Origin of the sequence: Exiguobacterium sp. s101 (assembly GCF_018617835.1) — a bacterium.
Lineage (GTDB): Bacteria > Bacillota > Bacilli > Exiguobacteriales > Exiguobacteriaceae > Exiguobacterium > Exiguobacterium marinum.
The window spans coordinates 1-21847 of record NZ_JACSKX010000008.1 but is presented as its reverse complement, the minus strand read 5'-3'; the positions used below and the strand labels follow the sequence as shown (position 1 = coordinate 21847).

Genomic DNA, 21847 nt, shown 5'->3' with positions numbered 1-21847 from the left:
TCCATGGTTATGAGATCCGTACCTCGTAAACGGCGAGGGAAGTGCCCAGCCCCTACTTTACAATAGTGATTAGTAGTATATTGAAATTGTAAAAGGGTGAAGATATAGTCTAGGCCATATTGAAAAATATGGGTCCCAGCAAGCAAATCAACAGCCTCAGGCTGTACTTCAATTGCTCCGTTAATATAGCAATTGACTATTTAAAAGTTATACTAAAAACCGTGGAGCTTATGCTTCACGGTTTTTCACGTCTTGCCATTTATAGACGACTGACCAATATGTTCGATTCAAGCGTTGTGCAATCTCCTTGTCTGTCACACCCTGCTGTTTCCATTCAATCAGTGATTCGATTTCGTCATGACTATAAGGTCTTGCAGGAATCGAAACGCGAATCGTATATTCAGAGTGTGTTTGCTTATAATGTCTCATCTCAGCGTCTAAACGATTCTCCCAAGACAACTTGTACATAAAATTTGGTAGTTCGGTTTGGTAAGGTTTCAATAAATTTAAGAGATCAAATGTATCCGTTACTTTTGTCGTCTTTAAGTAATAGCCAGTGCCACTTGGAGTTCCAGACGTACGAACGTTGATATTGTAATGGTCTCTCATCCATTCAGCGAGCTGCTCTAATTGTTCTTTCGAAAAGGCTTGTAAATAGAAAGCGATATGTGGTGTGAATTGAATTTCTTTTTTCTTATGGTTAAATCGTTTACTGAGAAGAAGTGAACCGTCGTCTAAGTACAGTGTCAGTATACATGTCGGGTGATAAATGTCTTTCAATAATTCGAATGGGATATGCTTTTTATTGTTCGGATAAAAAAGAGGAAATAGTCTTGTCATGAGTGGAATGGATCTTGATACTAGATTATTTCCACGTAAGTATAGTAAATCTGGCAGTTTTCGCTGTTTCCACTCCCGATAACTCAACTGACCTAAACTAAAATGTTCTCGGTAACTATTATTTTTTCTTCTGTCATACGCATAACACTTTGTAATTTCCCCATCCCCCAAAATACTAGCGACCAAAATAGCGACTTGTTCTTCGGATAGTCCTTCCCAGTCCATGACGTTTCTCTCCTTTATCGATCAGTCACCTCTCTTCAGTTATTCCCAATTTATTCGAATGACCTGAGCCATTAATTCATTGGCTCACATTCAATTTTTGATTGACATGTCGATAAGTAAAACGAGAGAAGGTGTTTTCCGATTGGAGAAGTTGTTAAAAGAATTAGAAGCTATATCTTTTGAACAAAAGCGATTAGCCGAATTAGAAGACTTACTACTAACGATGCGATCGATTGCATATGAAGCGATAACATGTGACAAGAAAAGAAGGAATCATTTACAAAGACAATTTGAAGAGCTACAAGCACAAGTGAAATTTCTTGAATCTGAGAAACGATAATCAATTGATTAAATCACTATAAATTAGGTTCATTCCTACCGATAAAGTCCATGAGAACAATTATAAGAGGAGTAGACCCATATGAACCCGACCATTTCAGAAGTCCGGCTTCACCTACCTTCTTCCGTCTTGCCATATGAACAAACGAAAAACGTGTTCGTCGAAGCGAACCAAGCGAAACTCGCTGACGAAGGCATCGTCATTCTTCCGACGCCTCAACACGTTACCAAGTTAGAGGCAGCTGTCGAGAAGGCGAATCAAGTACTGGATCAACAACGTACTGGCTTAAAATTTATGAAGCATGAAAAATTGAACGATTACTATATTCAAATCGTGGATACGAACAATGAAGTGATCCGCGAAATCCCAAGCAAAAAATCCCTCGATTTCTTTGCGGCGTTCATGGAGTTCAACCAACTCTTCGATGAACGGATATAAAGGAGGATTTTCATGACGACACCAATCCGATTTGGCGGACTCGCCAGTGGAATCGATACGGATACGATTATTAAACAATTGATGCAGGCTGAGCGTGCACCAGTCGATAAACTCGAACAAAAGAAACAAACGACGGAATGGAAACGCGATGCGTATCGCGAAATAAACCGCTCCCTCATGACTTTACGGAACAGTGCGGTCGATTTGATGTTCAGCCGAAACTTCTATGCGAAGACGTCTAGTTCATCTGATGAGTCAAAAATCAGTGTGACCGCCGGACCTTCAAGTGGAAATAGCGCGGTTCGGATCGACTCGGTTACACAGTTGGCCAGTTCGGCGACGACGATTTTAGATGCTGTCGATCGTAATGGACAGAAGTTGACAAGTACAACAAAATTATCAGATATGAATGGGTTTGTCGCCGGTCAGAAGCGAGTCATTCAAGAGACGGCTGGAACTGAGTTAACGATTCCGAAAGATTTGGACTTTTCGACAGTCGTCTTAAAAGATGCGGCAGGAAATGTTTTAAATGCTGCTGACTTCGCGTATGACGCGACGACTGGCAAAGTCACCGCTACCAATACAACGAACTATCCTGGTGGAGTCATTCCAAAAGATGTTTCTGCTTCGTTCTCCTCTGGGACTGGCTTTGAAATTCAGTACAAATCTAGTACAGCCGGGACGTATCAAAAGATTGAATTAGGTGCGGACGCAACGGTACAAGATTTGATGAGTCAGTTAAATAGTAAAGAGACAGGACTTTCTGCTTTCTTTGAATCGTCTACCGGAAAAATCTCCTTGTCGACGAAGGAAACTGGGGCAACCTCTACCATTCAATTTGATACCAACTTCAAATCTGCCTTTAGTATGGGGACAGTTGTTCCAACTGGACAAAATGCGAAGTTCAAAGTAAATGGGATTGAAGTCGAACGTGCTTCGAACACGACGACGATTGATAACATGACCTTGACATTAAAGTCATCTTTTTTAGAAACAGAAGGAGCTGTCACTCTCTCCGCTGCCACAGACACTCAAAAAATCTTTGACAACATCAAAGGCTTCGTCGATAAATACAATGAGACGATTGATCTCATGAACAAGAAGACACGCGAAGAGCGTTTCCGTTCATTCGCACCGCTCACGCAAGCACAGCGTGATGAGTTGTCTGAAGATGAGATCAAGAAGTGGGAAGAGAAAGCAATGAGCGGGATGCTCCGAGGAGACACAATCCTTCGAGGGACGATGGACACTCTCCGCTCAAAATGGTCAGGCGCGACATCAAGCACGAATGATTTAGACATGTCTCGCTTGTTCCAAATCGGTCTCTCCACTGGTTCTGACTTCACGAACGGCGGAAAGATCGAGCTGAATGAAGAGAAGTTAAAAGCCGCTATCGAGAAAGACCCGGAACAAGTGTATCAACTCTTCACGGATGAAGAGACGGGACTTCTTCCTCAAATCCGTGACGCCGCAAAAGATTCACGTGAGACGATCACACGAATCGCCGGTGCGGACGGGGCTGGTGCTCCGACGTATTCAATGGGCCGCGAAATGACGCAGATGGATACACGAATCCAACGACTCAATGATTTACTCATCGATAAAGAAAATGCCTACTACCGTCGCTTCGCCGCGATGGAAACGGCGATGAACCAGGCGAACTCACAAGCCGCTTCACTTCAACAGTTTTTAGGCGGAGGCATGTAAGAGGAGGAATTTAAATGGTAGCCAATCCATACGCAGCTTATCAAAACAATGCGGTCACGACCGCGAATCCACAGGAACTGACGCTTATGCTTTATGACGGGGCGCTCAAGTTCATGCGCCTCGCCAAGCTTGCGATCGACCAGGGAAACCCTGACTTGAAGAACATCAACATTCAAAAGACGCAAGCCATCTTCCAAGAGCTTCGTCTCACACTGAATAAAGACATCGCCATCTCGGCAAACCTAGACTCGCTCTATGACTACATGTGGCGTCGTCTCGTCGATGCGAACGTCAAAAACGATACGACCATCCTCGACGAAGTACTCGACTTCACGACGGAACTCCGTGACACGTGGAAGGAAGCGATGAAACTCGCGAAGCAGTCATGAGACCAATCGATGAAATCATCTTAAAGACACAGCGCTTAAAAGAGTTGCTGGCGAAAGTTCCGGAGGAGCCGACGTATGACACGTGGATGGAACAAATTCATGAGCTCTTGGACGACCGGGAACAGTTGCTCGCGGCGCACGGTCCTGACTTGGAGAAAGCCGATCAGATGGTCCTCCGGCAGCTTGTCGACGACAGTCAAAAGATTGCTCGTCTCATTGAAGCCGAACACCAGCGTCTCGGGATGACGCTCGGGACAGCACGGATGGAACGGAAGACGGTCAAGTCGTACGTCGATCCATATGAAGACGTCGATTCCAACTTTTCCGGTCTATTCGACCAACAGACATAACAAAAGCTCGAAGGCACATGCCTTCGAGCTTTTGTGTTAAGAGGCGTTGACTTGGCGACGCATCCGGATGATGAAATACGAGACGGTAAACAAGATGAGACCACTTACCGTAAAGTTTAAGTAGAGACGTGTAGCATCTTGAAGCAAGGTGATTGGCTTAGCTCCACCGAACCAAAGGAGTGGCAGGATTGTCACGTGCATGACGCTCCAATGAATGAAAATCTGTTTTTTGAACGACCATTGTCGAACCTCGTAAATGACACTCGTCAACCCGAGGAAGAAGGCAACCCCGGCGTAGACGAGCATGGCGTGTACGCCGCCTGTATTTCCTGACACGCCTTGATAGAGGGCGAGAATCGCGAATAGCAGAGACCAGATGAGACTCCGCATGATTCCTTTTTTCAATAATTGCATATGTACCATCCCTTCATTGAATCGGTATGAATATATGCGAACATTATGCAAAAAAAAGGTTCCAGAGAAAAAGCGAGGATGAAATCAGGTCTGTTTTCCGCTATAATCGGGTAAACATCAATGTAGCCGTTGCTTCTTTTCTGGAAAGAGGAGGGAAACGAGATGCGTGAGAAAGAGTCCAAACCGATATCGTCACGGAAGCGCCGTTATTTCGTCTATGGTCCAGAGGGAGCGTACGATGAGTATGTAGAACGTGACCCGAAGCTTGAGGCATACGTCGAGGATGACATGCCAATCGAGGAGCGTCCCGACCCATATGAGGAAGAAGAGCTGAAATCAAGAGGATAAGTATATGTGTCAAGGTTCGATTCCGGACCTTGACTTTTATTTTGCCTGGAACTTTTTCTTAATACGGTACCGTTAGTCAATTCGTTATATTCGTCTTAACCACATCAATTAGATTTTGGAAAGGGAGAGATGAACATGAAAAGATTTGGCTTACTGGTGGCGGTGCCGCTCGCACTGCTTGTCGGATGCGGGGAAGCAGATGAACTGAAGACGACGGCCACGGATATGGAAGAAGTGGCAGAGGCGGAAGCAAGTGCGGCTGAAGAATCGACCACTGGGAATGAAGACGTTCAAGAGAGTGAACTCGGCACAAACAAAATCTACATGAAGAATAAGGCACTTACGATCACGGAGACGATGGGACCGATTCAGTTCACAATCAACAAAGTACAGACGTCACGCTTGCAGGTGAACGAGGTGTATCGTGATTTATTTGATGGAGCTGAAGAAGTGACGGTGGTCGCCATGAATGTGATTGCAGAAAATACAATCGACGATGCGATTCGTTTTTATCCCGATCAAGGTACGATTGTCACAAACTCCGGAGAGCAGGTCGAGGCAGACCTCTTTTTCTCGGATGACGTCGGTGGAGAATTTTTAGGGAAGGTGAAAAAGGAAGGCAATGTTCTCTTCTTCGTCAAAGCGAAACCAGAAGAGTTGACTGAAGTAAAATATTTCACGAATGGACCTTCGAACGAAGCGTTTGAGAGAGTGGCAGAAGAGCGATACGAATTCACCATCAACGTAACAAAATGAAAGTAGGCGTGCCGAGTGATATCGGCACGCTTTTTTGTATGGTCATTGGAAAATAAGTGTTTGAATTATCATAAATGATATGTTTTTTTCTAATTTGATGGGTACATATTCAATATAAGTCATAGTCCGATGATTTGAATAGGAGGGAGCGTGTCATGAGGGTTCGCAATTGGTTGTTCACTTTGCCGCTCGTATTTCTGATTGGATGCGGGGAAACGGATGAGGCGACGACTTCTGAAACTACCGAGCAGACCGAACAGACAACAGAAGAAGAATCCACTTCCTCACCAAAAGGAAATGAATCGAGTAAAGATGAAGAAATGTCAGAAGGGATTGGTGGTTCCGAAGAGTTTGAGGTAGAAGAGGATGAGATTGGTGTTAGACAAATCTACATGAGAGATAGCGATTTAGGCATCGAAGAAAAAATCGGTCCAATCATTTTTCAAATCAATAAAGTGCAGACGATGCGGCTTCAAGTAGCATCTGACTTCCGCTCCGTGTTCGATGATAAAAAGGAAGTGACGCTCGTTTCCTTTAGCGTGGTGGCAGAAAACACGAGCGATGATACTGTCACCTTTTATCCGGATCAAGCACGTCTTGTCACGAACACAGGAGAACAGATTGATGCTGCTTTCTTACTTTCCGATGATGTTGGTGGTGAATTTTTAGGAAAAGTGAGGAAGGAAGGTGGCGTACACTTTCAGGTTGAATCAATGCCAGCAGAATTGACCGAGGTGCGCTTTGTCGTAGAAGGTCCCTATAACAATCAATTCAACACAATCGCGGAAGACCGTTACGAATATACGATTGATGTCACGAAATGAAAAAGAAGCATGTCAATCCATCATTGGCATGCTTCCTTTGAACTCACTTCCGTTGATGTGGTAGCGGGATCGATAAGACGTCCCAGTCGTTTCCGGCAAATAGCTTCGACAGATAGACGATCTGCCCAACATGGTAGCCATAATGCGACATTTGGCGCTCGATCGCGTCAATCACAGAGTGCGCTTCCCCTCGAATCATCACGTCCTTCCCAAGGTCATCTGGTGTCAGATCGGCTAAGATGTCGTCTAACAGCTGCCAACGCTCGTCCCACACCCGCATGAGTTCTTCACGAGACAGTTGCTGGTCCTCGAACTCGGCGTCGCGATTACGGTCCGGCTTCTCACCATCCGTCGTCAAAAAATCGGTCCAGCGCGACTTCATATTGTTCGCCATGTGCTGGATGATGAGGGCAAGGGAGAGCGTGTCGGGTGCAAGAGTCTTGTGCAGGTCCTCGTCACTCACTTGGACGAGCGCACGCTCGGCGAGTTGTTTCTGATCTATTAAACGTGGCACGTACGGTGTCGAGATATTGCGTTTCAAACATGAAAGATTCCTCCTTATCGTATGTATCTGCTTTGACTATACCCGACATGCATCCCGATCAAAAACTATAGTAATATTATAAAATAAGCGTTATAAAATCTTATCGTGCAAGACGCCATCGCGTAGTCGGCATGAGGGTGCCTTGTTTTGGTTTTCACGTGAGTCATGTCGCGTGGTCTCTTTTCGGTTTGAAGGTTCACCCATCAATCGTGTCGATTGCGTTTGTCCGAGAGTGGATGAGCGCAATTTTTTTGTATGCAAAAAGTGTGAGACACGAAGTCCCACACTTCTCGTTATGTATGCTCCAACCGAAAATCTTCCCAATGATCGCGGGCCTGATTCCGGATTCGCTCTGATACTTCCTTACTGCTGAGAAGGATCCCGTACCAGCGACGCGCATCTTCGTAGTAGTCGAGTGCGGCCGACAAATCGGCAATCCGTAGCATAAGTTGGTCGTACGGTAATCCCGTCCGAATCGGGTCCGTATACGCTTCCTGCACCTCATTGTATTTATCGAGCGTTCGCTGCATCCATTCCTTCTCAGAAGCCGCATCCCCAATCAATCGGTACATCCATACGATCCGCATCCCGAGCATGGCGACGACAGACGGTTTTTGTCCGCTCAATTGGGCCGTCATGACCGCGAACTTATACAATAGAATCACGTGTTCAGGTGTACGGTCACCTTTCAATACATCCGCATTCACTTGATTAAAGTAGTGTGTCTCGAGCGCTTCCCGGTTGTGTTTTCGCACTTTGTCGAACGAATCATGGAAGACAAGATGACAGTGATCACAGACGGTCGGTTCGTACAAATACGGGTTCGGTCCGTCATACGTCGTGTATCCGTCCTTCCCGACTTCGAGCGGACGAATGTGACGCGACAAGACACGGTTCGTCTTACTTTCCTGTAAACAATACGGACATTTGACTTTCTTCAAAAACAAATGTTCTGCCATTTCGACACCTCACACATAGACGTTGACGAGCAGTCCGCGAATCTCACCGACCTGGTCGAGAAGGGAGAGGCGAGAGGCCTCTCCCGAGATGACCTGATCCGTCAGCGCGAGGAGCTTTTGGTCGACTTGTTCGACGACCTTATAAATCTTCGCGCGCCCGCGGCGATTGAATCCACGTTTGTCCTCGAGACGGAGTGCCGCGTCAACGGCCTCTTTCATAAAGTCTTTAATCATTTGTTTGTATTCAGCGAGCGCCTCGACGGTCTGACTCTCGGCGAGCAGTTCTCCTTGTTCATGAATCGCGGCGATTTGACGCTGGAAGCGTTCATGTTCACGGTCTTCGCGCTTTTGACCGATCACGTTTTGGAAGGAGACGCCGGGTTCGACTTCGGGGCGTTTCGCCTTACTTGAGCCGAGGAGCGATTGCGTCTCCATGATGCGACGAATGTCCATATGGGCAACCGTCCTTTCTTTAGGTTAGTTCAATAATTGTAACACGCCTTGCGGCAATGCGTTCGACTGGGCAATCATTGCCATGCCGGACTGATTCAAGATGTTTAGACGAGCGAAGTCCATCATTTCACGGGCCATATCGGCATCACGGATTCGTGACTCAGACGCCGTCAAGTTCTCAGAACCGATGGCGACGACACTGACGTTCGCCTCGAGCCGGTTTTGGATGGCCCCGAGTTTTGAACGTTCGAGCGACACTTTGTTGATGGCCGCATCAAATTTCGCGATTGCTTCTCCCGCTTTGTCTGGCGTCAACACGCTCAGCGCGTAGTATGTTTCAGAAGCTGTCGCCTGATCATTGTCGTGATTGACGGCAGGAAGTTCCCCACCACCTGCTGTCGTCGTCGTAATGTCGAGCGCGTGCGCCCGCATGTCTTCGACGTTCAAGATGACGGCCTCGTTATTACCGGCACCGATTTGGAAAAATAACGTACTCTTGCCTTCTTTGTATTCTCCGTTCATGATTTTCTTCGAGTTGAATTCGGTCGTTTCCGCGATTCGCGTCACTTCGGCAGTCAACGCGTTAATTTCTTCCTGGACAGCTTTGGCGTCGTCCTCACTGAGCGTCCCGTTCGCCGCTTGGACAGATAGTTCGCGCATCCGTTGGAGAAGAGCGTGTGTCTCGTTCATCCCACCTTCAAGCGTCTGCGTGAGCGAGATGCTGTCGAGCGTGTTGCGTTCTGCCATCGAGAGCGAGTCGAGGCGCATCCGCATCTTCTCGGAGATGGCGAGACCTGCCGCATCGTCAGACGCCTTGTTGATCCGAATCCCACTCGAGAGACGATCCATCGTCTTTTTCATCGAGGCTTGGTTCAGAGAAAGGGATGAATAGGCTTTTAATGCTTGAACGTTATTGGTAATTTTCATAGCGGTTTCCTCCAGTCGGGACAGGTTGTAATTTCGCACGCTCCATCGCTTCACTCCACGTTTGATCGAGATCGCTTGCGAGCGTATGTAGTTCGGCAATTTTTTGCTTGTCCTGATCGATGATCGCTTCGATGCTGGCGTTCGCCATGTAGAGATAAATCTCATCGAGTTGTGCCGCGATAATCCCACCGCCGTCATGGAGTCCTTGCTGGAGCTTGACTAACAGCTCACGGGCTTGGCGAAGGTGGCGATTCCGTTCCGCGATCGTCGAGTCTTGGGCACGTTCGTAATGATAAACGAGCGCGTGTAACATCGCCTGCGTCAGTTCTTCAGGTCTCATTTCATATAGCTGGGTTGAATTCATCTTTGTTCTCCTTTGATTGAATCAAGTTCTTCTATTAACAACAACACTTCTGCCATCACGTCATATAGCTGTGGTGGGATGGCGTCCCCTAAGTCAAGGTCGAGCAGATGTCCGAGCAAGGAATGGTCGTTCTCGACCGCCACGCCTCGGGCACGTGCTTCCTGTAAAATCTTTTCCGCGACGGCACCGGTCCCGCGGGCGACGACGACGGGCGCTTTGTCCGTCGACTCGTCATAGCGGACGACCGCGGCCGTCTTACGTTTCGTCAAATCCATGCGTTGGTACATCGGGACCTCCTAAATTCTAAAGTCATAACCGATAGTCGGTGCCGCCTTCGGTTCTTCGGTGACACGTTCGGCTTTCGTGAGCGGTTTGAACTGGGTCGTCACACTCTTATATCCAATCGTCTCGAGCGTCTGTTCAATCTTTCCAAGAAGTGGACGGGCGATTTGCTCGACCGTCGCATCGTCGTGTTCGAGCGTGAGTCGGAGGTTCCGATCTTTCGCTTCAAGCTTGACGCCGATTTCTCCGAGGCGCGGTGTCTCTAAACGGATGTAGAGGACGCTATTCTCCCAGTCGACGACGTCTCCTGCTTCCCGATTTTGGATATGGACGTGGATGCCGGTGTCAATCTCTTGTACTTTAGCCGGTAGGGCGAACAAGAGCTGATGGAGCTGACCACCATCGAGGCGATTGAGCGTCTGTTGTACTTGGAAGAACGAGGCGAGTCGTTGTGCCTCGGGGTTCGTCGTATCCGCTCGTACTGACAAAGCCGATGCCGGCGCGTTAGAGGTCGTTTGAGCAAGTTGTTGGGCCTGGACGCGTTGCGTCACTTCCTGGACCTGTCGACCAGACAGCGTCGAGTCGAGTTTGAGCGAAGCAACGGAAGGGATTTCTCCGGCGCGTGTCGCCCCGTGCGGGATATATTCGATGCGCACTTGGTTCGGAGCGTATCGGAAGTCGTTCAACGTCGCCCGTACTTCTTTGACGAGTGTCGCACTTTCTTGTGGCTTAGTCGCAAGTAAAGATAAGGCGAGGTCGAGCTTGGCCGTCATGGTGACGAGCTGCTTCTCTTGAGTGATATCGGTATGCAGTAGGGCGTCCGTCTTTTGGACGAGTTGCGTCAAACGGGTCGATACAGTCTCGAGGGCAGGGCGTGCCGCATGCGGGTTCGTCTCAATCAACGCGGCGACTTGTCCGAGTTGTTTCGTCACCGTTGCCTGTTCGCTTCGGAAATTGTTCGTCACCGTCGCGAGATGGCTCGTCACTTCCTTCACCATGACCTGTCGTCCGTTGACGAGAGGGAGCGTCATCGGTTCAGAACGCTCCATCTTCGGCGGTGCAGGCAGGTCGCGGATGGTACGGTCGACCGTATCTGGTGTCGGTATGACGCGTTCGCTCACGGGACGTGATAGGTTGACGAGCTCGACGTACCGCTCTTTTTGCGGGTACGGGGCGTTCTGTGCCGGTGGTGTAAGCTGTTGTCTCGCTTCATTCAAGGAGAGGACAGCGATCTCCCGTGCCATCTCACGAGGGAGGACTTGCGTGTCGAGCGTCTTCAAATGAAGGATGACGTCTCGCATGTCCCCTTTGAATGCCGTTTCGAGCAGGCGCACCGTATCCTCGTTCATCGGTAAGCGTCCGGATTGTAGCAGGCGACTGACCGCACTTCGCACTTCCGGTGGAAGGGAAGCGAGGAGCGTCTGGATCTTCGCGTCAAGCTTTGACGACGCGGGATCAGGTGGCGCGGATTCAAGCGTCTCTTCCTTTTGGGGAATGACGGTTGCCATCAACATGCCATCCTGTTCGGCAAGCGTCACGTGGAACGGGTTCGTTTTTGGAAGCCCATCTTTGAATGTGACCTCGACTTCTTCACCGTTGATTTTGACGATTGCGGAGTCGGGGCCGGTCTGTTTGACGAGTTCGGCCTTATACGTCCGGTTCGTCTGAATGCCTGGTAAGACCGAACTGACAGCGGTCGCTTGGGCTTGAATTTGCATGTTTGTCACCTCGACCATAATATCGACCTCTTTTTAAAAAAATGAAGCGAACAATAGAAAAAAACCTTCCGTCTTTTCGACGGAAGGTGAGTCATGATTCGAGCACGGGGCCCGCATTCATTTGTTGGAACCGGGCGACGAGTTCGCCTGTCGCTTTCAGCTGGTTCCGAAGGACGTACGGTGTTGCGTTCGTTTGGATTTGATGTCCATTCGTTGTGAGGAGTAGCCCGTTTGGCTCTTCCTCGATGTTCAGTATGTCTCGAATATGGGACCAAGCATACCATTCACAATCGTCTCGCTTCGGAGACTTCGTCGGGAAGAAGACGAGTCCGGTTGTCGGTTCAATCACGACAGGGACTTTCCCTTTTACGCCGGCGACGCGTTTGGCGATGAAGATTCTTTCCTCGATCGAGCTGTTGTACTGGCGGCAAGATAGTTGCAACAACTGGTACGGCCGGAGCGGGGTTGAAATCTCGGTGCCATCCTCGAGAATGATCCGTGACTGCTTCATGATATCAAAGCAAGGGAGAATCGCCACGGTTCGCTTTGTGATGCGATATTTTTCCTCAGAATAGTAGGAGCGCATACGCTGCACCATCCTCCTCGTATTAGATTTTCAGGATCGGCTAAAGACAAACGGCACAAACCTAAATCATCCCTTCAATGATATATCACAAAAAATGTAAATTCAATAAGGCAATATGAAAAGTAGGGAAATATAATTCCAATGAAAGCCAAATGACGAAACGTTTACAATAATTTGAGAAATTGTTTGTCACGCTTCCAAGAAGGTGGTAAGATTAGCCGTAGAGGACAAACCTCTGTATTCTCCAATGGTGAAAGGAATGGATTTACACATGGTAGGTAAAGTAAAATGGTTTAACTCAGAAAAAGGTTTTGGATTCATCGAAGTTGAAGGCGGCAAAGACGTGTTCGTACACTTCTCAGCAATCCAATCTGAAGGTTACAAATCACTTGACGAAGGTCAAGAAGTAGAGTTTGAAATCGTTGATGGCGAGCGCGGCCCACAAGCGGCTAACGTTACAAAATTATAATTTCAGACCACGAAGCCGGTTCCCTTGGGAGCCGGCTTTTTATTTTGTCTATATAATTTAAAAAGGCGTTTAAAAATAAGTGGAATGGGTATTTTCTTTCTATACCTTTCGCTCGTTCTAGGAAATGTTACATTAGGAACAAAATTGTCATTATTTTCTGATGATAACGTTTTCAAATATAGCGATTTCGGGGTATAATATTAATGAGCCACCTGATTCCACTTTCTTTTTAGAAACGAAGCAGGAGATTCCGTTTCGTTTGACGAATCAATGGTTCAAGCGGTTATTTTAAGGAGGAGTTCAGATGATTTATAACATTCGCGGCGAAAACATTGAGGTCACACCAGCAATCAAAGACTATGTCGAGAAAAAGCTGGAGAAGTTGACTCGGTATTTCACAACTCCTACGGATGCACAGACGGCTTACGTCAACTTGAAAGTGTATAACGAGAAACAAAAAGTGGAAGTGACGATCCCGATGCCGAACTTGTTGCTCCGTGCCGAGGACATCAACCTCGACATGTATGCGGCAATCGACCTCGTCGTCGATAAATTGGAACGTCAAATCCGTAAACACAAAACGAAGCTCAACCGTAAAGGACGCGGAAAAGAAGGTGGCGTCGGCGAGTACTTCAAGTCCCTCGAAGGAATTGATGATGCATCGGCCGTCTACGATGAGGACGAGGCAGAACTCGAACTCGTACGGACGAAACGTTTCACATTGAAACCGATGGACACGGAAGAGGCGATTCTTCAAATGGACATGCTCGGTCACAGCTTCTTCGTCTTCTCTGACGCAGAAACGGGCAACACGAACGTCGTCTACCGTCGTAAAGATGGGAAGTACGGCTTGATCGAACCTGAATAATGAACTTGACCTTACACGACCCTCCGGCTTCGGGGGGTCGTTTCATTTTGCCTTTCCTTGAAAGGTGGCACCACTTCGGTTAAACTGTACATTAGGGAAAAAACATGCATTTTTTAGTGAATGCAGAGGAGATATGAGTATGGCGAACTTTTTGAAAGAGTTATTTGCTCCACAGAAACGAGTGTTGAAAAAAGCAGAGAAAGCGGCCGACTTGATCGAGTCGTTCGCCGAACCAACCAAAGCATTGTCAGACGAACAGCTTCAGGCGAAGACAGAAGAGTTCCGAGCCCGTCTCGATAAAGACGAAACGCTCGACGACATCTTGCCAGAGGCGTTCGCAGTCTGTCGTGAGGCATCTGAGCGCGTGCTCGGGATGCGTCATTACCCGGTCCAACTCATCGGGGGCTATGTGCTCCATAACGGTGATATCGCCGAAATGAAAACAGGTGAAGGGAAGACGCTCGTCGCGACACTTCCTGTCTATTTGAATGCGCTCACGGGCCGTGGCGTACACGTCGTAACGGTCAACGAATATTTGGCAAAACGAGATAAAGAACTCATGGAACCGCTCTATTTCGCTCTCGGTCTTTCGGTCGGTCTCAACGTGTCGAACATGGACCGCGTCGAAAAACAAGCGGCTTACAATTGTGATATCACGTACTCGACGAACAACGAGCTCGGATTCGACTACCTCCGTGACAATATGGTCCTTTATAAGGAAGACCGTGTTCAACGTGAGCTCTATTATACGATCGTCGATGAAGTCGACTCGATCCTCGTCGATGAGGCGCGTACCCCGCTCATCATCTCGGGATCGGCACAAAAATCGACCGAGCTCTACACACGTGCGGATGCGTTTGTCCATACATTGAAAGAAGAAGAGGATTACACGGTCGACGTGAAGACGAAATCAGTCCTCTTGACGGACCAAGGGGTCGACCTCGCCGAGAAGTTCTTCGGTATCGATAACCTGTTCGCCATCGAACACGTCGCGGTCAACCACCATGTTGGGCTCGCGCTTCGTGCGAATGCGGTCATGCACCACGATATCGACTATATGGTGCGTGACGGACAAGTCATGATCATCGACCAGTTCACAGGGCGTGTTATGGATGGACGCCGCTACTCGGAAGGTCTTCACCAAGCGATCGAGGCAAAAGAAGGCGTCGAGATTCAACGCGAATCGATGACGCTCGCAACAATCACGTATCAGAACTACTTCCGTATGTATGAGAAGCTTGCCGGAATGACCGGTACGGCGAAGACAGAGGAAGAGGAGTTCCGTAATATTTACAACATGCAAGTCGTTACGATCCCGACGAACAAACCGATTCTTCGCGACGATAAGTCGGACCTCATCTTCAAATCGATGGAAGGGAAGTTCAAAGCCGTCGTCGAAGAGATCTCTTCAGTTCACACGACAGGACAACCGATTCTTGTCGGTACGGTCGCCGTCGAGACTTCAGAATACTTGAGCAAACTCTTGACGAAGAAGAAGATTCGTCACGATGTCTTGAACGCGAAAAACCACGCGCGTGAGGCAGAAATCATCGAGAATGCTGGTCAAAAAGGGTCGGTCACGATCGCGACGAACATGGCCGGTCGTGGTACGGATATCAAGCTCGGAGAAGGCGTCGTCGACCTCGGTGGTCTCTACATCATCGGGACAGAGCGTCACGAGTCACGCCGGATTGACAATCAGCTCCGTGGTCGTTCAGGTCGTCAAGGGGACCCGGGTAAATCCCAGTTCTACTTGTCACTCGAAGATGAGCTCATGCGTCGTTTCGGGACGGACAGCCTCCAAAGCATGATGGAACGTCTCGGTATGGATGACACACAACCGATTGAGAGCCGCATGGTCTCAAAAGCGGTCGAATCGGCTCAGAAACGCGTCGAAGGAAACAACTACGATGCGCGTAAACAGCTTCTCGGTTACGATAACGTCATGGCCGACCAGCGGAAGGTCATGTACAAGGACCGTGCGAGCATTCTCGAGAACGAGTCGGTCACGGATATCGTCCGTTCGATGATGGCCCAGACGGTCGAACTCGGAGTCGGGCAATATACGCCGATCGAACTCGTACCGGAAGAGTGGAACATCGACGAGCTCGCGCACTGGTCAAACCAGACGCTCGCGCTTGAAAAACCGGTCGAAGGCAAAGACTTCTACGGAAAAGAACGGGAAGAAATCGTTGAACTCCTCATGGAACGTGTGAACGAGCAGTATGAAGCAAAACGTGAACTCGCACCACCTGAGCGCTTCAACGAGTTCGAAAAAATCATCGTACTCCGTGCCGTTGACTCGCACTGGATGTCCCATATCGACCATATGGATCAGTTGCGTCAAGGGATTCATCTCCGCGCTTACGGGCAGAACGATCCGCTCCGTGAGTACCAAGCGGAAGGGATTAGCATGTTTGACGCGATGAACGCGGCAATTTCAGAAGAAGTGACAGGCTTCGTGCTTCGTGCCGAAGTCGGGGACAACCTCCGACGTGAGAAAGTCGTCGAAGAGGAAGTTGCCGTCTCTGGAAAGGACGATGCACCAGTCAAGAAAAAACCGGTCCGTCGTTCGAAAGAAGAGAGCATCGGCCGGAACGATCCGTGCTGGTGTGGCTCTGGTAAGAAGTTCAAGAACTGTCATGGTAGACAACAGGCTTAATTATTGAAGAGGCGGGTCCGCTCGCCTCTTTCCTACGGAAAGGTGAATCACACTATGGAAATTTCAGATATTCGGAACGAACTTGAGGCAATGGCGAAGCGCCTCGAAAATTATAGAGCTTCTCTCAACTTGACGGAGAAGGAAGCGCGTATCGCCGAACTCGAGAATGAGATGACGTACCCTGACTTTTGGGACAACCAAGAGAAGGCACAGAAAGTCATCGATGAGTCAAACGGGCTCAAAGCGATGGTCGACAAATATCAAGACCTCGCAAGCAAACATGAGGACGGCGAAGTGACGCTTGAACTCATCAAGGAAGAGCCGGAGGCAGAGATGCAAGAAGAGCTCGGAGAAACGATTCAAGCGCTCAAAAAAGAGTTCGATGACTTCGAACTCGAAATCCTCTTGAACGGACCGTACGATGCGAACAATGCAATCCTTGAATTGCACCCGGGTGCGGGCGGTACTGAGTCACAGGACTGGGCATCGATGCTCCTTCGCATGTACCAACGTTTCGCCGATAAACAAGGCTGGAAAGTCGAGACGGTCGATTACCTTCCGGGTGAGGAAGCTGGTGTCAAATCTGTCACGCTTCGCATCATCGGACACAACGCTTACGGTTACTTGAAAGCGGAAAAAGGGATTCACCGTTTAGTCCGAATCTCTCCGTTTGACTCGTCGGGTCGTCGCCACACGTCGTTCGTGTCATGTGACGTCATGCCGGAGTTCGATGACGACATTGAGATCGAAGTACGGACAGAAGACCTCCGCGTTGACACGTACCGCGCGTCAGGTGCCGGTGGACAGCACATCAACACGACAGACTCGGCTGTCCGGATTACGCACGTGCCGACGGGCGTCGTTGTCTCGTGTCAGACCGAACGCTCACAAATCAAGAACCGTGAATCGGCGATGAAGATGTTGAAAGCGAAATTGTACCAACGCGAACTCGACGAGCAGCAACGCAAACTCGACGAAATCCGTGGCGAGAAGACGGATATCGGTTGGGGTAGCCAAATCCGTTCGTACGTCTTTCATCCGTATTCGATGGTCAAAGATCACCGGACGAACCACGAAGTCGGAAATACAAGTGGTGTCATGGACGGCGACGTCATGCCGTTCATCGATGCTTACCTTCGTAAAACAAATATGTGATGCATGTGGCTCAAAGACACCTGTCTTTGGGCCATGTTGTGTGTAAAGGAGAAATTCTTTAATGAAGCAAATCGTCAAAGACTATCTGTATTTGTTGACCGGTTCGGTGTTCGTCGCCTCGGCCTTCAGCTTATTTCTATTGCCGAACAATTTGGCGTCAGGTGGGGTGAGTGGGATATCGGTTATCACGTATGAACTGTTCGGGATTTCACCGGGGGCATTTCAGCTCGTGGCGAACGTACTACTTCTCATCATTGGGTGGACCATCCTCGGTCTCGGATTCGGGGTGAAGTCGCTCGTCGGCTCCATCTTCTTACCGGGTGTCATTCTTTTCTATGAAGCGATCGATGCAGGGGCTGCCGTGAACGACACGCTCCTCGCCGCCATATTTGGTGGCGTCGGTGTTGGAGTCGGGCTAGGACTCATCTTCCGGGGACGTGCCTCGACAGGTGGAATGGACTTGATTGCGCAAATCTTACATAAGTTCACGCACATCCCGCTTTATTTATGTATCGCGCTTCTCGACGGCATGGTCGTCTTGACCGCCGCCCTCACGTTCTCGTTCTCGACCGGACTTTATGCACTGATCGCCTTATTCATCACGGTCAAGATGATCGACTTCGTCCAGCTCGGATTCACGCAGGACAAGATGGCCTATGTCATCTCGGAGAAGCGGGACTTCATCGTCCGTGCCGTCTTTGAGGAGCTCGATCGTGGAGCGACCGAGATTCAAGCAATCGGGGCTTATTCTCGTCTCGATCGTCCGATGCTCATGATCGTCGTCCGTCAGAGCGAGGTGAGTCGTCTGAAAGAGATCATTCGTCGGATTGACCCCGATGCGTTCCTCGTCTTCAGTGAGGCACATGAGGTGCTCGGACAAGGGTTCACGTCGGACAAACGCTATATCAACGTTCCATAAATTGTGGAATCTTTGTGTACTTTTCGTGAGATTAGGTTAGAAAGTATACGTGAAAGGCTATAATGGTAAATGTAGGTCATTTCTACAACTTAGGAGGGGAACATGGTTATGAAAAAATGGATGATGGCGATTGGCCTTGGTGCCATGCTGACACTCGGCGCATGTGGCGGCGGTGAAGAGGAAGATACGTCGAGCAACGGGGATTCGGGCTCGAACACGGCATCGGTTGACGCGGAAGCGGTGTACGCACAAAACTGTGCGGCATGTCACGGTGCGAACCTTGAAGGAATGAGTGGTCCGTCACTCGAGCAAGTCGGCGCTAATCTGTCGGCAGAAGATATTGAAAACGTCATTCGTAACGGTCAAGGTGCAATGCCTGCGAACGTCATTGAAAAAGACGAAGAAATCACGGCGGTTGCCGCTTGGCTCGCTGAAAAAAAATAAGATAGGCACCACAGGAATAGCGTTGACTATCCTGTGGTTTTTTGATTAATTATTGCAATTTTCTGTTTTATTGGTATGGTAATAAGAGATTACAGAAATGGAGTGATATGGTTTTGAGGACAAAATTAATAGACTGGCCAACATTTATTGGATCAGTAATCTTACTGTTAGCAGTGACGTTACCTCTTATTTTCTTCCCGGAAACAGGTAAGGCTTTAGTCGAGATGGCAAATGAGTATATGACATCAAATTTTGGAATATTATACTTAGCGCTTGGGCTTGGCGCATTCGGATTTTTGATCTACGTTGCCTTCAGTAAGAACGGGCACATTAAGTTGGGCGACGAAGATGAGGAACCTGAATTTAGTAACTTTTCATGGGCGGCGATGTTGTTCGCTGCTGGAATTGGGTCAAGTATTCTTTACTGGTCGGTGATTGAATGGGTTTACTATTACGAAGGACCACCGTTTGGTCTCACACCAGAATCAACAGAAGCCATTCAATGGTCGACGGCATATGGAATGTTCCACTGGGGACCGATTGCGTGGGCGATTTATACGCTGCCTGCACTCCCGATTGCCTATTTCTATTATGTACGACGCATATCCGTGTTGAAGGTGAGTGAAGCGGTCCGTCCGATTCTCGGTGATCGTTCAGACGGTCCACTTGGAAAAGTGATTGATATTTTATTCATCTTCGGTCTTCTTGGAGGCGCAGGGACAACACTCGCCCTCGGTACGCCGATGATTGCCGAAGGAATCAGTGAATTGACGGGAATCCCTGTATCACTCGGGATGAAAGCAGTGATTATGCTAGTCTGTACGGTTATTTTTGCAGTTAGTTCTTATGCTGGATTGAATAAAGGAATCAAATTACTGAGTGACTTGAACATTTGGCTTGCATTAGGAATTTTAACATTTGTATTTGTATTTGGACCGACACGCTTTATCTTAGAGACAACATTCAACGGTGTTGGGATTGTTATGGATAATTTCTTCCGAATGGCGACGTGGATGGAGCCATTTGGTGATTTTGGTGGCTTTACTTCAACTGGATTCCCTGAGTCGTGGACTGTATTCTACTGGGCATGGTGGCTTGTCTATGCTCCATTCGTCGGATTATTCGTGGCACGGATCTCACGTGGTCGGACGATTCGTGGCATGATCATCGGAACGATGGTCTATGGGACGTTTGGGTGTGTACTGTTTTTCGGAGTTCTCGGAAATTATGGACTATACCTTCACCTAAGTGGAACATTCGATGTCATCTCATATATGGCTACTTACGGACCGGCCCCGACAATCATTGCGATTATTAGTCAATTGCCATTTGGAAGTGCGGTAGTTGGGGTGTTCACTGTCCTCGCCATTATCTTCTTGGCGACGACGTTCGATTCTTCGTCATATATTTTGGCATCAGTCACTCAAAAGCATGTGGAAGATGAACCACTCGTATGGAATCGATTGTTTTGGGCATTCGCACTATCGATCATGCCTCTCACACTCATGTTCCTCGGGGGACTTGAAACTTTACAAACAGCAAGTATTGTCGGTGGTTTCCCCTTCATATTTATCATGATTTTACTCGGATGGTCGTTTATGCGTGTCTCAAGCAGCGACATCCGGGCGCAAGATGAATATGAGTCACCGACGATTCATATTCAGTACCGAAAGAAAAAGCGTACCCCGTTCGATGTATTGAAAGACAAGGCAGATTGATAAAAGAAAACATCTGTATAGTGAACCGCCCCATAGAAGTTGGACATGGACATCCAGCTTCTACGGGGTGTTTTTTATCTAAATTATGCGAGAATACTCCCGCTTCTAAACGTTAAGGACAGGGCTTGCGTGAAAGTGGGAGATGAATCGCCAGCCTCTCTTTCGGGTAAAATATCTTCAAAGGGGTGAACGTCACATGGTGAAGCACAAGGGCTATAAATTCCGGATCTACCCGACGAAGGAACAGGAGGTCCTGATCGCCAAGACGATCGGCTGTTCGCGGTTCGTGTTCAACCATTTCCTGTCGAAATGGGACGCGGCCTATGAAGCGAATGGCAAGGGACTGTCGTATGACGCCTGCTCGAAAGACCTTCCCATACTCAAGCAAGAATTCAGTTGGTTGACGGAAGTGGACAGCACGGCCGTCCAGAACAGTGTCAAACACCTGGTCGACGCGTATAAGAAGTTCTTCAGGAAGGAGGGAAATCATCCCTGTTTCAAGTCGAAGCGTAACCCCGTCCAATCCTATACGGCGAACATCCAGGGGAAGTCCCAGCTCCCCGAGGTCTCGATTGTCGGGAACACACTCAAACTCCCCAAGCTGAAATGGGTGCGGTTCGCCAACTCGAGACAGGTCGAGGGTCGCATCCTGAACGCCACGATCCGACGCACGGCTTCGGGCAAATACTTCGTCTCCCTTCTCGTAGAGCTGGAGATCGGTGAACTGCCGAAGACCGGCTCATCGGTCGGCGTCGACGTCGGATTGAAGAACTTCGCCACCCTATCAAACGGAACCGTATACAAGAACGACCGTTACTTCTGCACCCTCGAGAAGAAGCTGGCACGGGAGCAACGCAAGTTGTCCCGCCGTCAGCGCATCGCCCGGAACAAGAAAGTGAGACTTTCCGAGGCGAAGAACTACCAGAAGCAGAAGCGGAAAGTCGCACGCATCCATGAGAAAATCGCCAACAGACGCACCGACTTCCTGCACAAGGTGTCGACCGAGATCGTCAAAAACCACGACGTCATCGGCATCGAGACCCTGCAGGTGAAGGACATTGGATTGTCAACACTAAACTAGACAGTTTTTAAGAGGTGTCTCTGTTTGTACTCTTTCGGCGTCAGGTATCCCAGTGTTCCGTGAATTC

Annotated in this window: 25 protein-coding genes and 1 pseudogene; 16 read left to right on the top strand and 10 right to left on the bottom strand. The window is 48.7% G+C overall.

The annotated features are described in order from the left end of the window. Positions 1 to 228: 228 nt before the first annotated feature. Complete coding sequence (locus tag KNO76_RS08220) at positions 229 to 1065, bottom strand: endonuclease (RefSeq protein ID WP_214884592.1); 837 nt, start codon at positions 1063 to 1065, stop codon at positions 229 to 231. 142 nt (positions 1066 to 1207) lie between these two features. Here KNO76_RS08220 and KNO76_RS08215 point away from each other — a divergent pair, with 142 nt between their 5' ends. From KNO76_RS08215 to fliT, 5 genes are all read left to right on the top strand, one after another. Then, positions 1208 to 1405, top strand: coding sequence for a hypothetical protein (locus tag KNO76_RS08215; RefSeq protein WP_214884590.1), 198 nt, complete (start codon positions 1208 to 1210; stop codon positions 1403 to 1405). Between the two features lie 81 nt (positions 1406 to 1486). Then, the gene (locus KNO76_RS08210; RefSeq protein WP_214884582.1) at positions 1487 to 1843 is read left to right on the top strand and encodes a flagellar protein FlaG; all 357 of its coding nucleotides are present in this window, start codon (positions 1487 to 1489) and stop codon (positions 1841 to 1843) included. 12 nt (positions 1844 to 1855) lie between these two features. Further along, the gene (gene fliD / locus KNO76_RS08205) at positions 1856 to 3550 is read left to right on the top strand and encodes a flagellar filament capping protein FliD (RefSeq protein ID WP_214884579.1); all 1695 of its coding nucleotides are present in this window, start codon (positions 1856 to 1858) and stop codon (positions 3548 to 3550) included. Positions 3551 to 3564: 14 nt separating this feature from the next. Next, positions 3565 to 3939 (top strand): flagellar export chaperone FliS, encoded by a 375-nt coding sequence (gene fliS / locus KNO76_RS08200; RefSeq protein ID WP_012726961.1) that lies wholly within the window; start codon positions 3565 to 3567, stop codon positions 3937 to 3939. After that, entirely contained in the window at positions 3936 to 4289 is a 354-nt protein-coding gene (fliT, locus tag KNO76_RS08195; protein WP_214884576.1) for a flagellar protein FliT, read from the top strand. Before fliS ends, fliT begins: the two co-directional genes overlap by 4 nt. Before the next feature lie 36 nt (positions 4290 to 4325). Here the strand turns inward: fliT and KNO76_RS08190 are convergent, their stop codons facing one another. Then, a complete protein-coding gene (locus KNO76_RS08190) occupies positions 4326 to 4703 on the bottom strand; it encodes a DUF3021 family protein (RefSeq protein WP_214884574.1) in 378 nt (125 codons plus the stop codon). Between the two features lie 162 nt (positions 4704 to 4865). On the opposite strand from KNO76_RS08190, the gene KNO76_RS08185 reads away from it, so the two are divergent. The 3 genes from KNO76_RS08185 to KNO76_RS08175 all read left to right on the top strand — a co-directional run bounded on the left by KNO76_RS08185 (position 4866) and on the right by KNO76_RS08175 (position 6631). Further along, positions 4866 to 5051, top strand: coding sequence for a hypothetical protein (locus tag KNO76_RS08185; RefSeq protein WP_214884572.1), 186 nt, complete (start codon positions 4866 to 4868; stop codon positions 5049 to 5051). 135 nt (positions 5052 to 5186) lie between these two features. Further along, positions 5187 to 5807, top strand: coding sequence for a DUF4352 domain-containing protein (locus KNO76_RS08180; protein WP_251127942.1), 621 nt, complete (start codon positions 5187 to 5189; stop codon positions 5805 to 5807). 155 nt (positions 5808 to 5962) lie between these two features. Continuing rightward, on the top strand, positions 5963 to 6631 hold the full coding sequence (locus KNO76_RS08175) for a DUF4352 domain-containing protein (protein ID WP_214884568.1): 669 nt from the start codon (positions 5963 to 5965) through the stop codon (positions 6629 to 6631). 43 nt (positions 6632 to 6674) lie between these two features. On the opposite strand, the gene KNO76_RS08170 is transcribed toward KNO76_RS08175, so the two are convergent. From KNO76_RS08170 to KNO76_RS08135, 8 genes are all read right to left on the bottom strand, one after another. Continuing rightward, entirely contained in the window at positions 6675 to 7172 is a 498-nt protein-coding gene (locus KNO76_RS08170; protein ID WP_214884566.1) for a DUF1572 family protein, read from the bottom strand. Positions 7173 to 7468: 296 nt separating this feature from the next. Further along, the gene (locus KNO76_RS08165) at positions 7469 to 8134 is read right to left on the bottom strand and encodes a DUF2225 domain-containing protein (RefSeq protein ID WP_214884564.1); all 666 of its coding nucleotides are present in this window, start codon (positions 8132 to 8134) and stop codon (positions 7469 to 7471) included. A 9-nt stretch (positions 8135 to 8143) separates the two neighbouring features. Further along, positions 8144 to 8587, bottom strand: coding sequence for a YaaR family protein (locus tag KNO76_RS08160; RefSeq protein WP_147538342.1), 444 nt, complete (start codon positions 8585 to 8587; stop codon positions 8144 to 8146). 24 nt (positions 8588 to 8611) lie between these two features. Further along, positions 8612 to 9514, bottom strand: a complete 903-nt coding sequence (locus KNO76_RS08155; RefSeq protein ID WP_214884562.1) for a flagellin N-terminal helical domain-containing protein — start codon at positions 9512 to 9514, stop codon at positions 8612 to 8614. After that, positions 9498 to 9878 (bottom strand): flagellar export chaperone FliS, encoded by a 381-nt coding sequence (locus tag KNO76_RS08150; RefSeq protein WP_214884559.1) that lies wholly within the window; start codon positions 9876 to 9878, stop codon positions 9498 to 9500. The genes KNO76_RS08155 and KNO76_RS08150 overlap by 17 nt, the downstream gene beginning before the upstream one ends. After that, positions 9875 to 10165, bottom strand: a complete 291-nt coding sequence (locus KNO76_RS08145; RefSeq protein ID WP_214884556.1) for an EscU/YscU/HrcU family type III secretion system export apparatus switch protein — start codon at positions 10163 to 10165, stop codon at positions 9875 to 9877. Before KNO76_RS08145 ends, KNO76_RS08150 begins: the two co-directional genes overlap by 4 nt. A gap of 9 nt (positions 10166 to 10174) precedes the next feature. Next, positions 10175 to 11896 (bottom strand): hypothetical protein, encoded by a 1722-nt coding sequence (locus KNO76_RS08140; protein ID WP_214884553.1) that lies wholly within the window; start codon positions 11894 to 11896, stop codon positions 10175 to 10177. A gap of 73 nt (positions 11897 to 11969) precedes the next feature. Further along, the gene (locus KNO76_RS08135; protein WP_026825409.1) at positions 11970 to 12464 is read right to left on the bottom strand and encodes a competence protein ComK; all 495 of its coding nucleotides are present in this window, start codon (positions 12462 to 12464) and stop codon (positions 11970 to 11972) included. A gap of 271 nt (positions 12465 to 12735) precedes the next feature. Between KNO76_RS08135 and cspD the strand changes: the two genes are divergently transcribed. From cspD to KNO76_RS08095, 8 genes and pseudogenes are all read left to right on the top strand, one after another. Continuing rightward, positions 12736 to 12933: a cold-shock protein CspD gene (cspD, locus tag KNO76_RS08130; protein WP_026825410.1), complete on the top strand. Its 198-nt coding sequence runs from the start codon at positions 12736 to 12738 to the stop codon at positions 12931 to 12933. A gap of 304 nt (positions 12934 to 13237) precedes the next feature. Then, on the top strand, positions 13238 to 13801 hold the full coding sequence (gene hpf / locus KNO76_RS08125) for a ribosome hibernation-promoting factor, HPF/YfiA family (RefSeq protein WP_026825411.1): 564 nt from the start codon (positions 13238 to 13240) through the stop codon (positions 13799 to 13801). 139 nt (positions 13802 to 13940) lie between these two features. Beyond that, the gene (secA, locus tag KNO76_RS08120) at positions 13941 to 16463 is read left to right on the top strand and encodes a preprotein translocase subunit SecA (RefSeq protein WP_214884551.1); all 2523 of its coding nucleotides are present in this window, start codon (positions 13941 to 13943) and stop codon (positions 16461 to 16463) included. Positions 16464 to 16517: 54 nt separating this feature from the next. Beyond that, entirely contained in the window at positions 16518 to 17618 is a 1101-nt protein-coding gene (gene prfB / locus KNO76_RS08115) for a peptide chain release factor 2 (protein ID WP_026825413.1), read from the top strand. Between the two features lie 61 nt (positions 17619 to 17679). Then, the gene (locus KNO76_RS08110; protein WP_214884549.1) at positions 17680 to 18537 is read left to right on the top strand and encodes a YitT family protein; all 858 of its coding nucleotides are present in this window, start codon (positions 17680 to 17682) and stop codon (positions 18535 to 18537) included. Between the two features lie 108 nt (positions 18538 to 18645). Further along, entirely contained in the window at positions 18646 to 18981 is a 336-nt protein-coding gene (cccB, locus tag KNO76_RS08105; RefSeq protein WP_026825415.1) for a cytochrome c551, read from the top strand. Positions 18982 to 19094: 113 nt separating this feature from the next. After that, positions 19095 to 20699, top strand: a complete 1605-nt coding sequence (locus KNO76_RS08100) for a BCCT family transporter (protein WP_214884547.1) — start codon at positions 19095 to 19097, stop codon at positions 20697 to 20699. 196 nt (positions 20700 to 20895) lie between these two features. Continuing rightward, a pseudogene (locus tag KNO76_RS08095) lies at positions 20896 to 21759 on the top strand (RNA-guided endonuclease TnpB family protein); the annotation flags it as partial. Positions 21760 to 21847: the final 88 nt, after the last annotated feature.

Excerpts from the sequence above, each read along its gene's own strand:
- fliS (WP_012726961.1), top strand. The coding sequence starts at position 3,565 with ATGGTAGCCAATCCATACGCAGCTTATCAAAACAATGCGGTCACGACC.
- KNO76_RS08180 (WP_251127942.1), top strand. The coding sequence starts at position 5,187 with ATGAAAAGATTTGGCTTACTGGTGGCGGTGCCGCTCGCACTGCTTGTC.
- KNO76_RS08135 (WP_026825409.1), bottom strand. The coding sequence starts at position 12,464 with ATGCGCTCCTACTATTCTGAGGAAAAATATCGCATCACAAAGCGAACC.
- KNO76_RS08165 (WP_214884564.1), bottom strand. The coding sequence starts at position 8,134 with ATGGCAGAACATTTGTTTTTGAAGAAAGTCAAATGTCCGTATTGTTTA.
- KNO76_RS08145 (WP_214884556.1), bottom strand. The coding sequence starts at position 10,165 with ATGTACCAACGCATGGATTTGACGAAACGTAAGACGGCCGCGGTCGTC.
- KNO76_RS08185 (WP_214884572.1), top strand. The coding sequence starts at position 4,866 with ATGCGTGAGAAAGAGTCCAAACCGATATCGTCACGGAAGCGCCGTTAT.
- KNO76_RS08220 (WP_214884592.1), bottom strand. The coding sequence starts at position 1,065 with ATGGACTGGGAAGGACTATCCGAAGAACAAGTCGCTATTTTGGTCGCT.
- cspD (WP_026825410.1), top strand. The coding sequence starts at position 12,736 with ATGGTAGGTAAAGTAAAATGGTTTAACTCAGAAAAAGGTTTTGGATTC.
- KNO76_RS08175 (WP_214884568.1), top strand. The coding sequence starts at position 5,963 with ATGAGGGTTCGCAATTGGTTGTTCACTTTGCCGCTCGTATTTCTGATT.
- KNO76_RS08160 (WP_147538342.1), bottom strand. The coding sequence starts at position 8,587 with ATGGACATTCGTCGCATCATGGAGACGCAATCGCTCCTCGGCTCAAGT.
- KNO76_RS08150 (WP_214884559.1), bottom strand. The coding sequence starts at position 9,878 with ATGAATTCAACCCAGCTATATGAAATGAGACCTGAAGAACTGACGCAG.
- fliD (WP_214884579.1), top strand. The coding sequence starts at position 1,856 with ATGACGACACCAATCCGATTTGGCGGACTCGCCAGTGGAATCGATACG.
- prfB (WP_026825413.1), top strand. The coding sequence starts at position 16,518 with ATGGAAATTTCAGATATTCGGAACGAACTTGAGGCAATGGCGAAGCGC.
- KNO76_RS08140 (WP_214884553.1), bottom strand. The coding sequence starts at position 11,896 with ATGGTCGAGGTGACAAACATGCAAATTCAAGCCCAAGCGACCGCTGTC.
- KNO76_RS08110 (WP_214884549.1), top strand. The coding sequence starts at position 17,680 with ATGAAGCAAATCGTCAAAGACTATCTGTATTTGTTGACCGGTTCGGTG.
- cccB (WP_026825415.1), top strand. The coding sequence starts at position 18,646 with ATGAAAAAATGGATGATGGCGATTGGCCTTGGTGCCATGCTGACACTC.
- fliT (WP_214884576.1), top strand. The coding sequence starts at position 3,936 with ATGAGACCAATCGATGAAATCATCTTAAAGACACAGCGCTTAAAAGAG.
- KNO76_RS08155 (WP_214884562.1), bottom strand. The coding sequence starts at position 9,514 with ATGAAAATTACCAATAACGTTCAAGCATTAAAAGCCTATTCATCCCTT.
- hpf (WP_026825411.1), top strand. The coding sequence starts at position 13,238 with ATGATTTATAACATTCGCGGCGAAAACATTGAGGTCACACCAGCAATC.
- secA (WP_214884551.1), top strand. The coding sequence starts at position 13,941 with ATGGCGAACTTTTTGAAAGAGTTATTTGCTCCACAGAAACGAGTGTTG.
- KNO76_RS08210 (WP_214884582.1), top strand. The coding sequence starts at position 1,487 with ATGAACCCGACCATTTCAGAAGTCCGGCTTCACCTACCTTCTTCCGTC.
- KNO76_RS08190 (WP_214884574.1), bottom strand. The coding sequence starts at position 4,703 with ATGCAATTATTGAAAAAAGGAATCATGCGGAGTCTCATCTGGTCTCTG.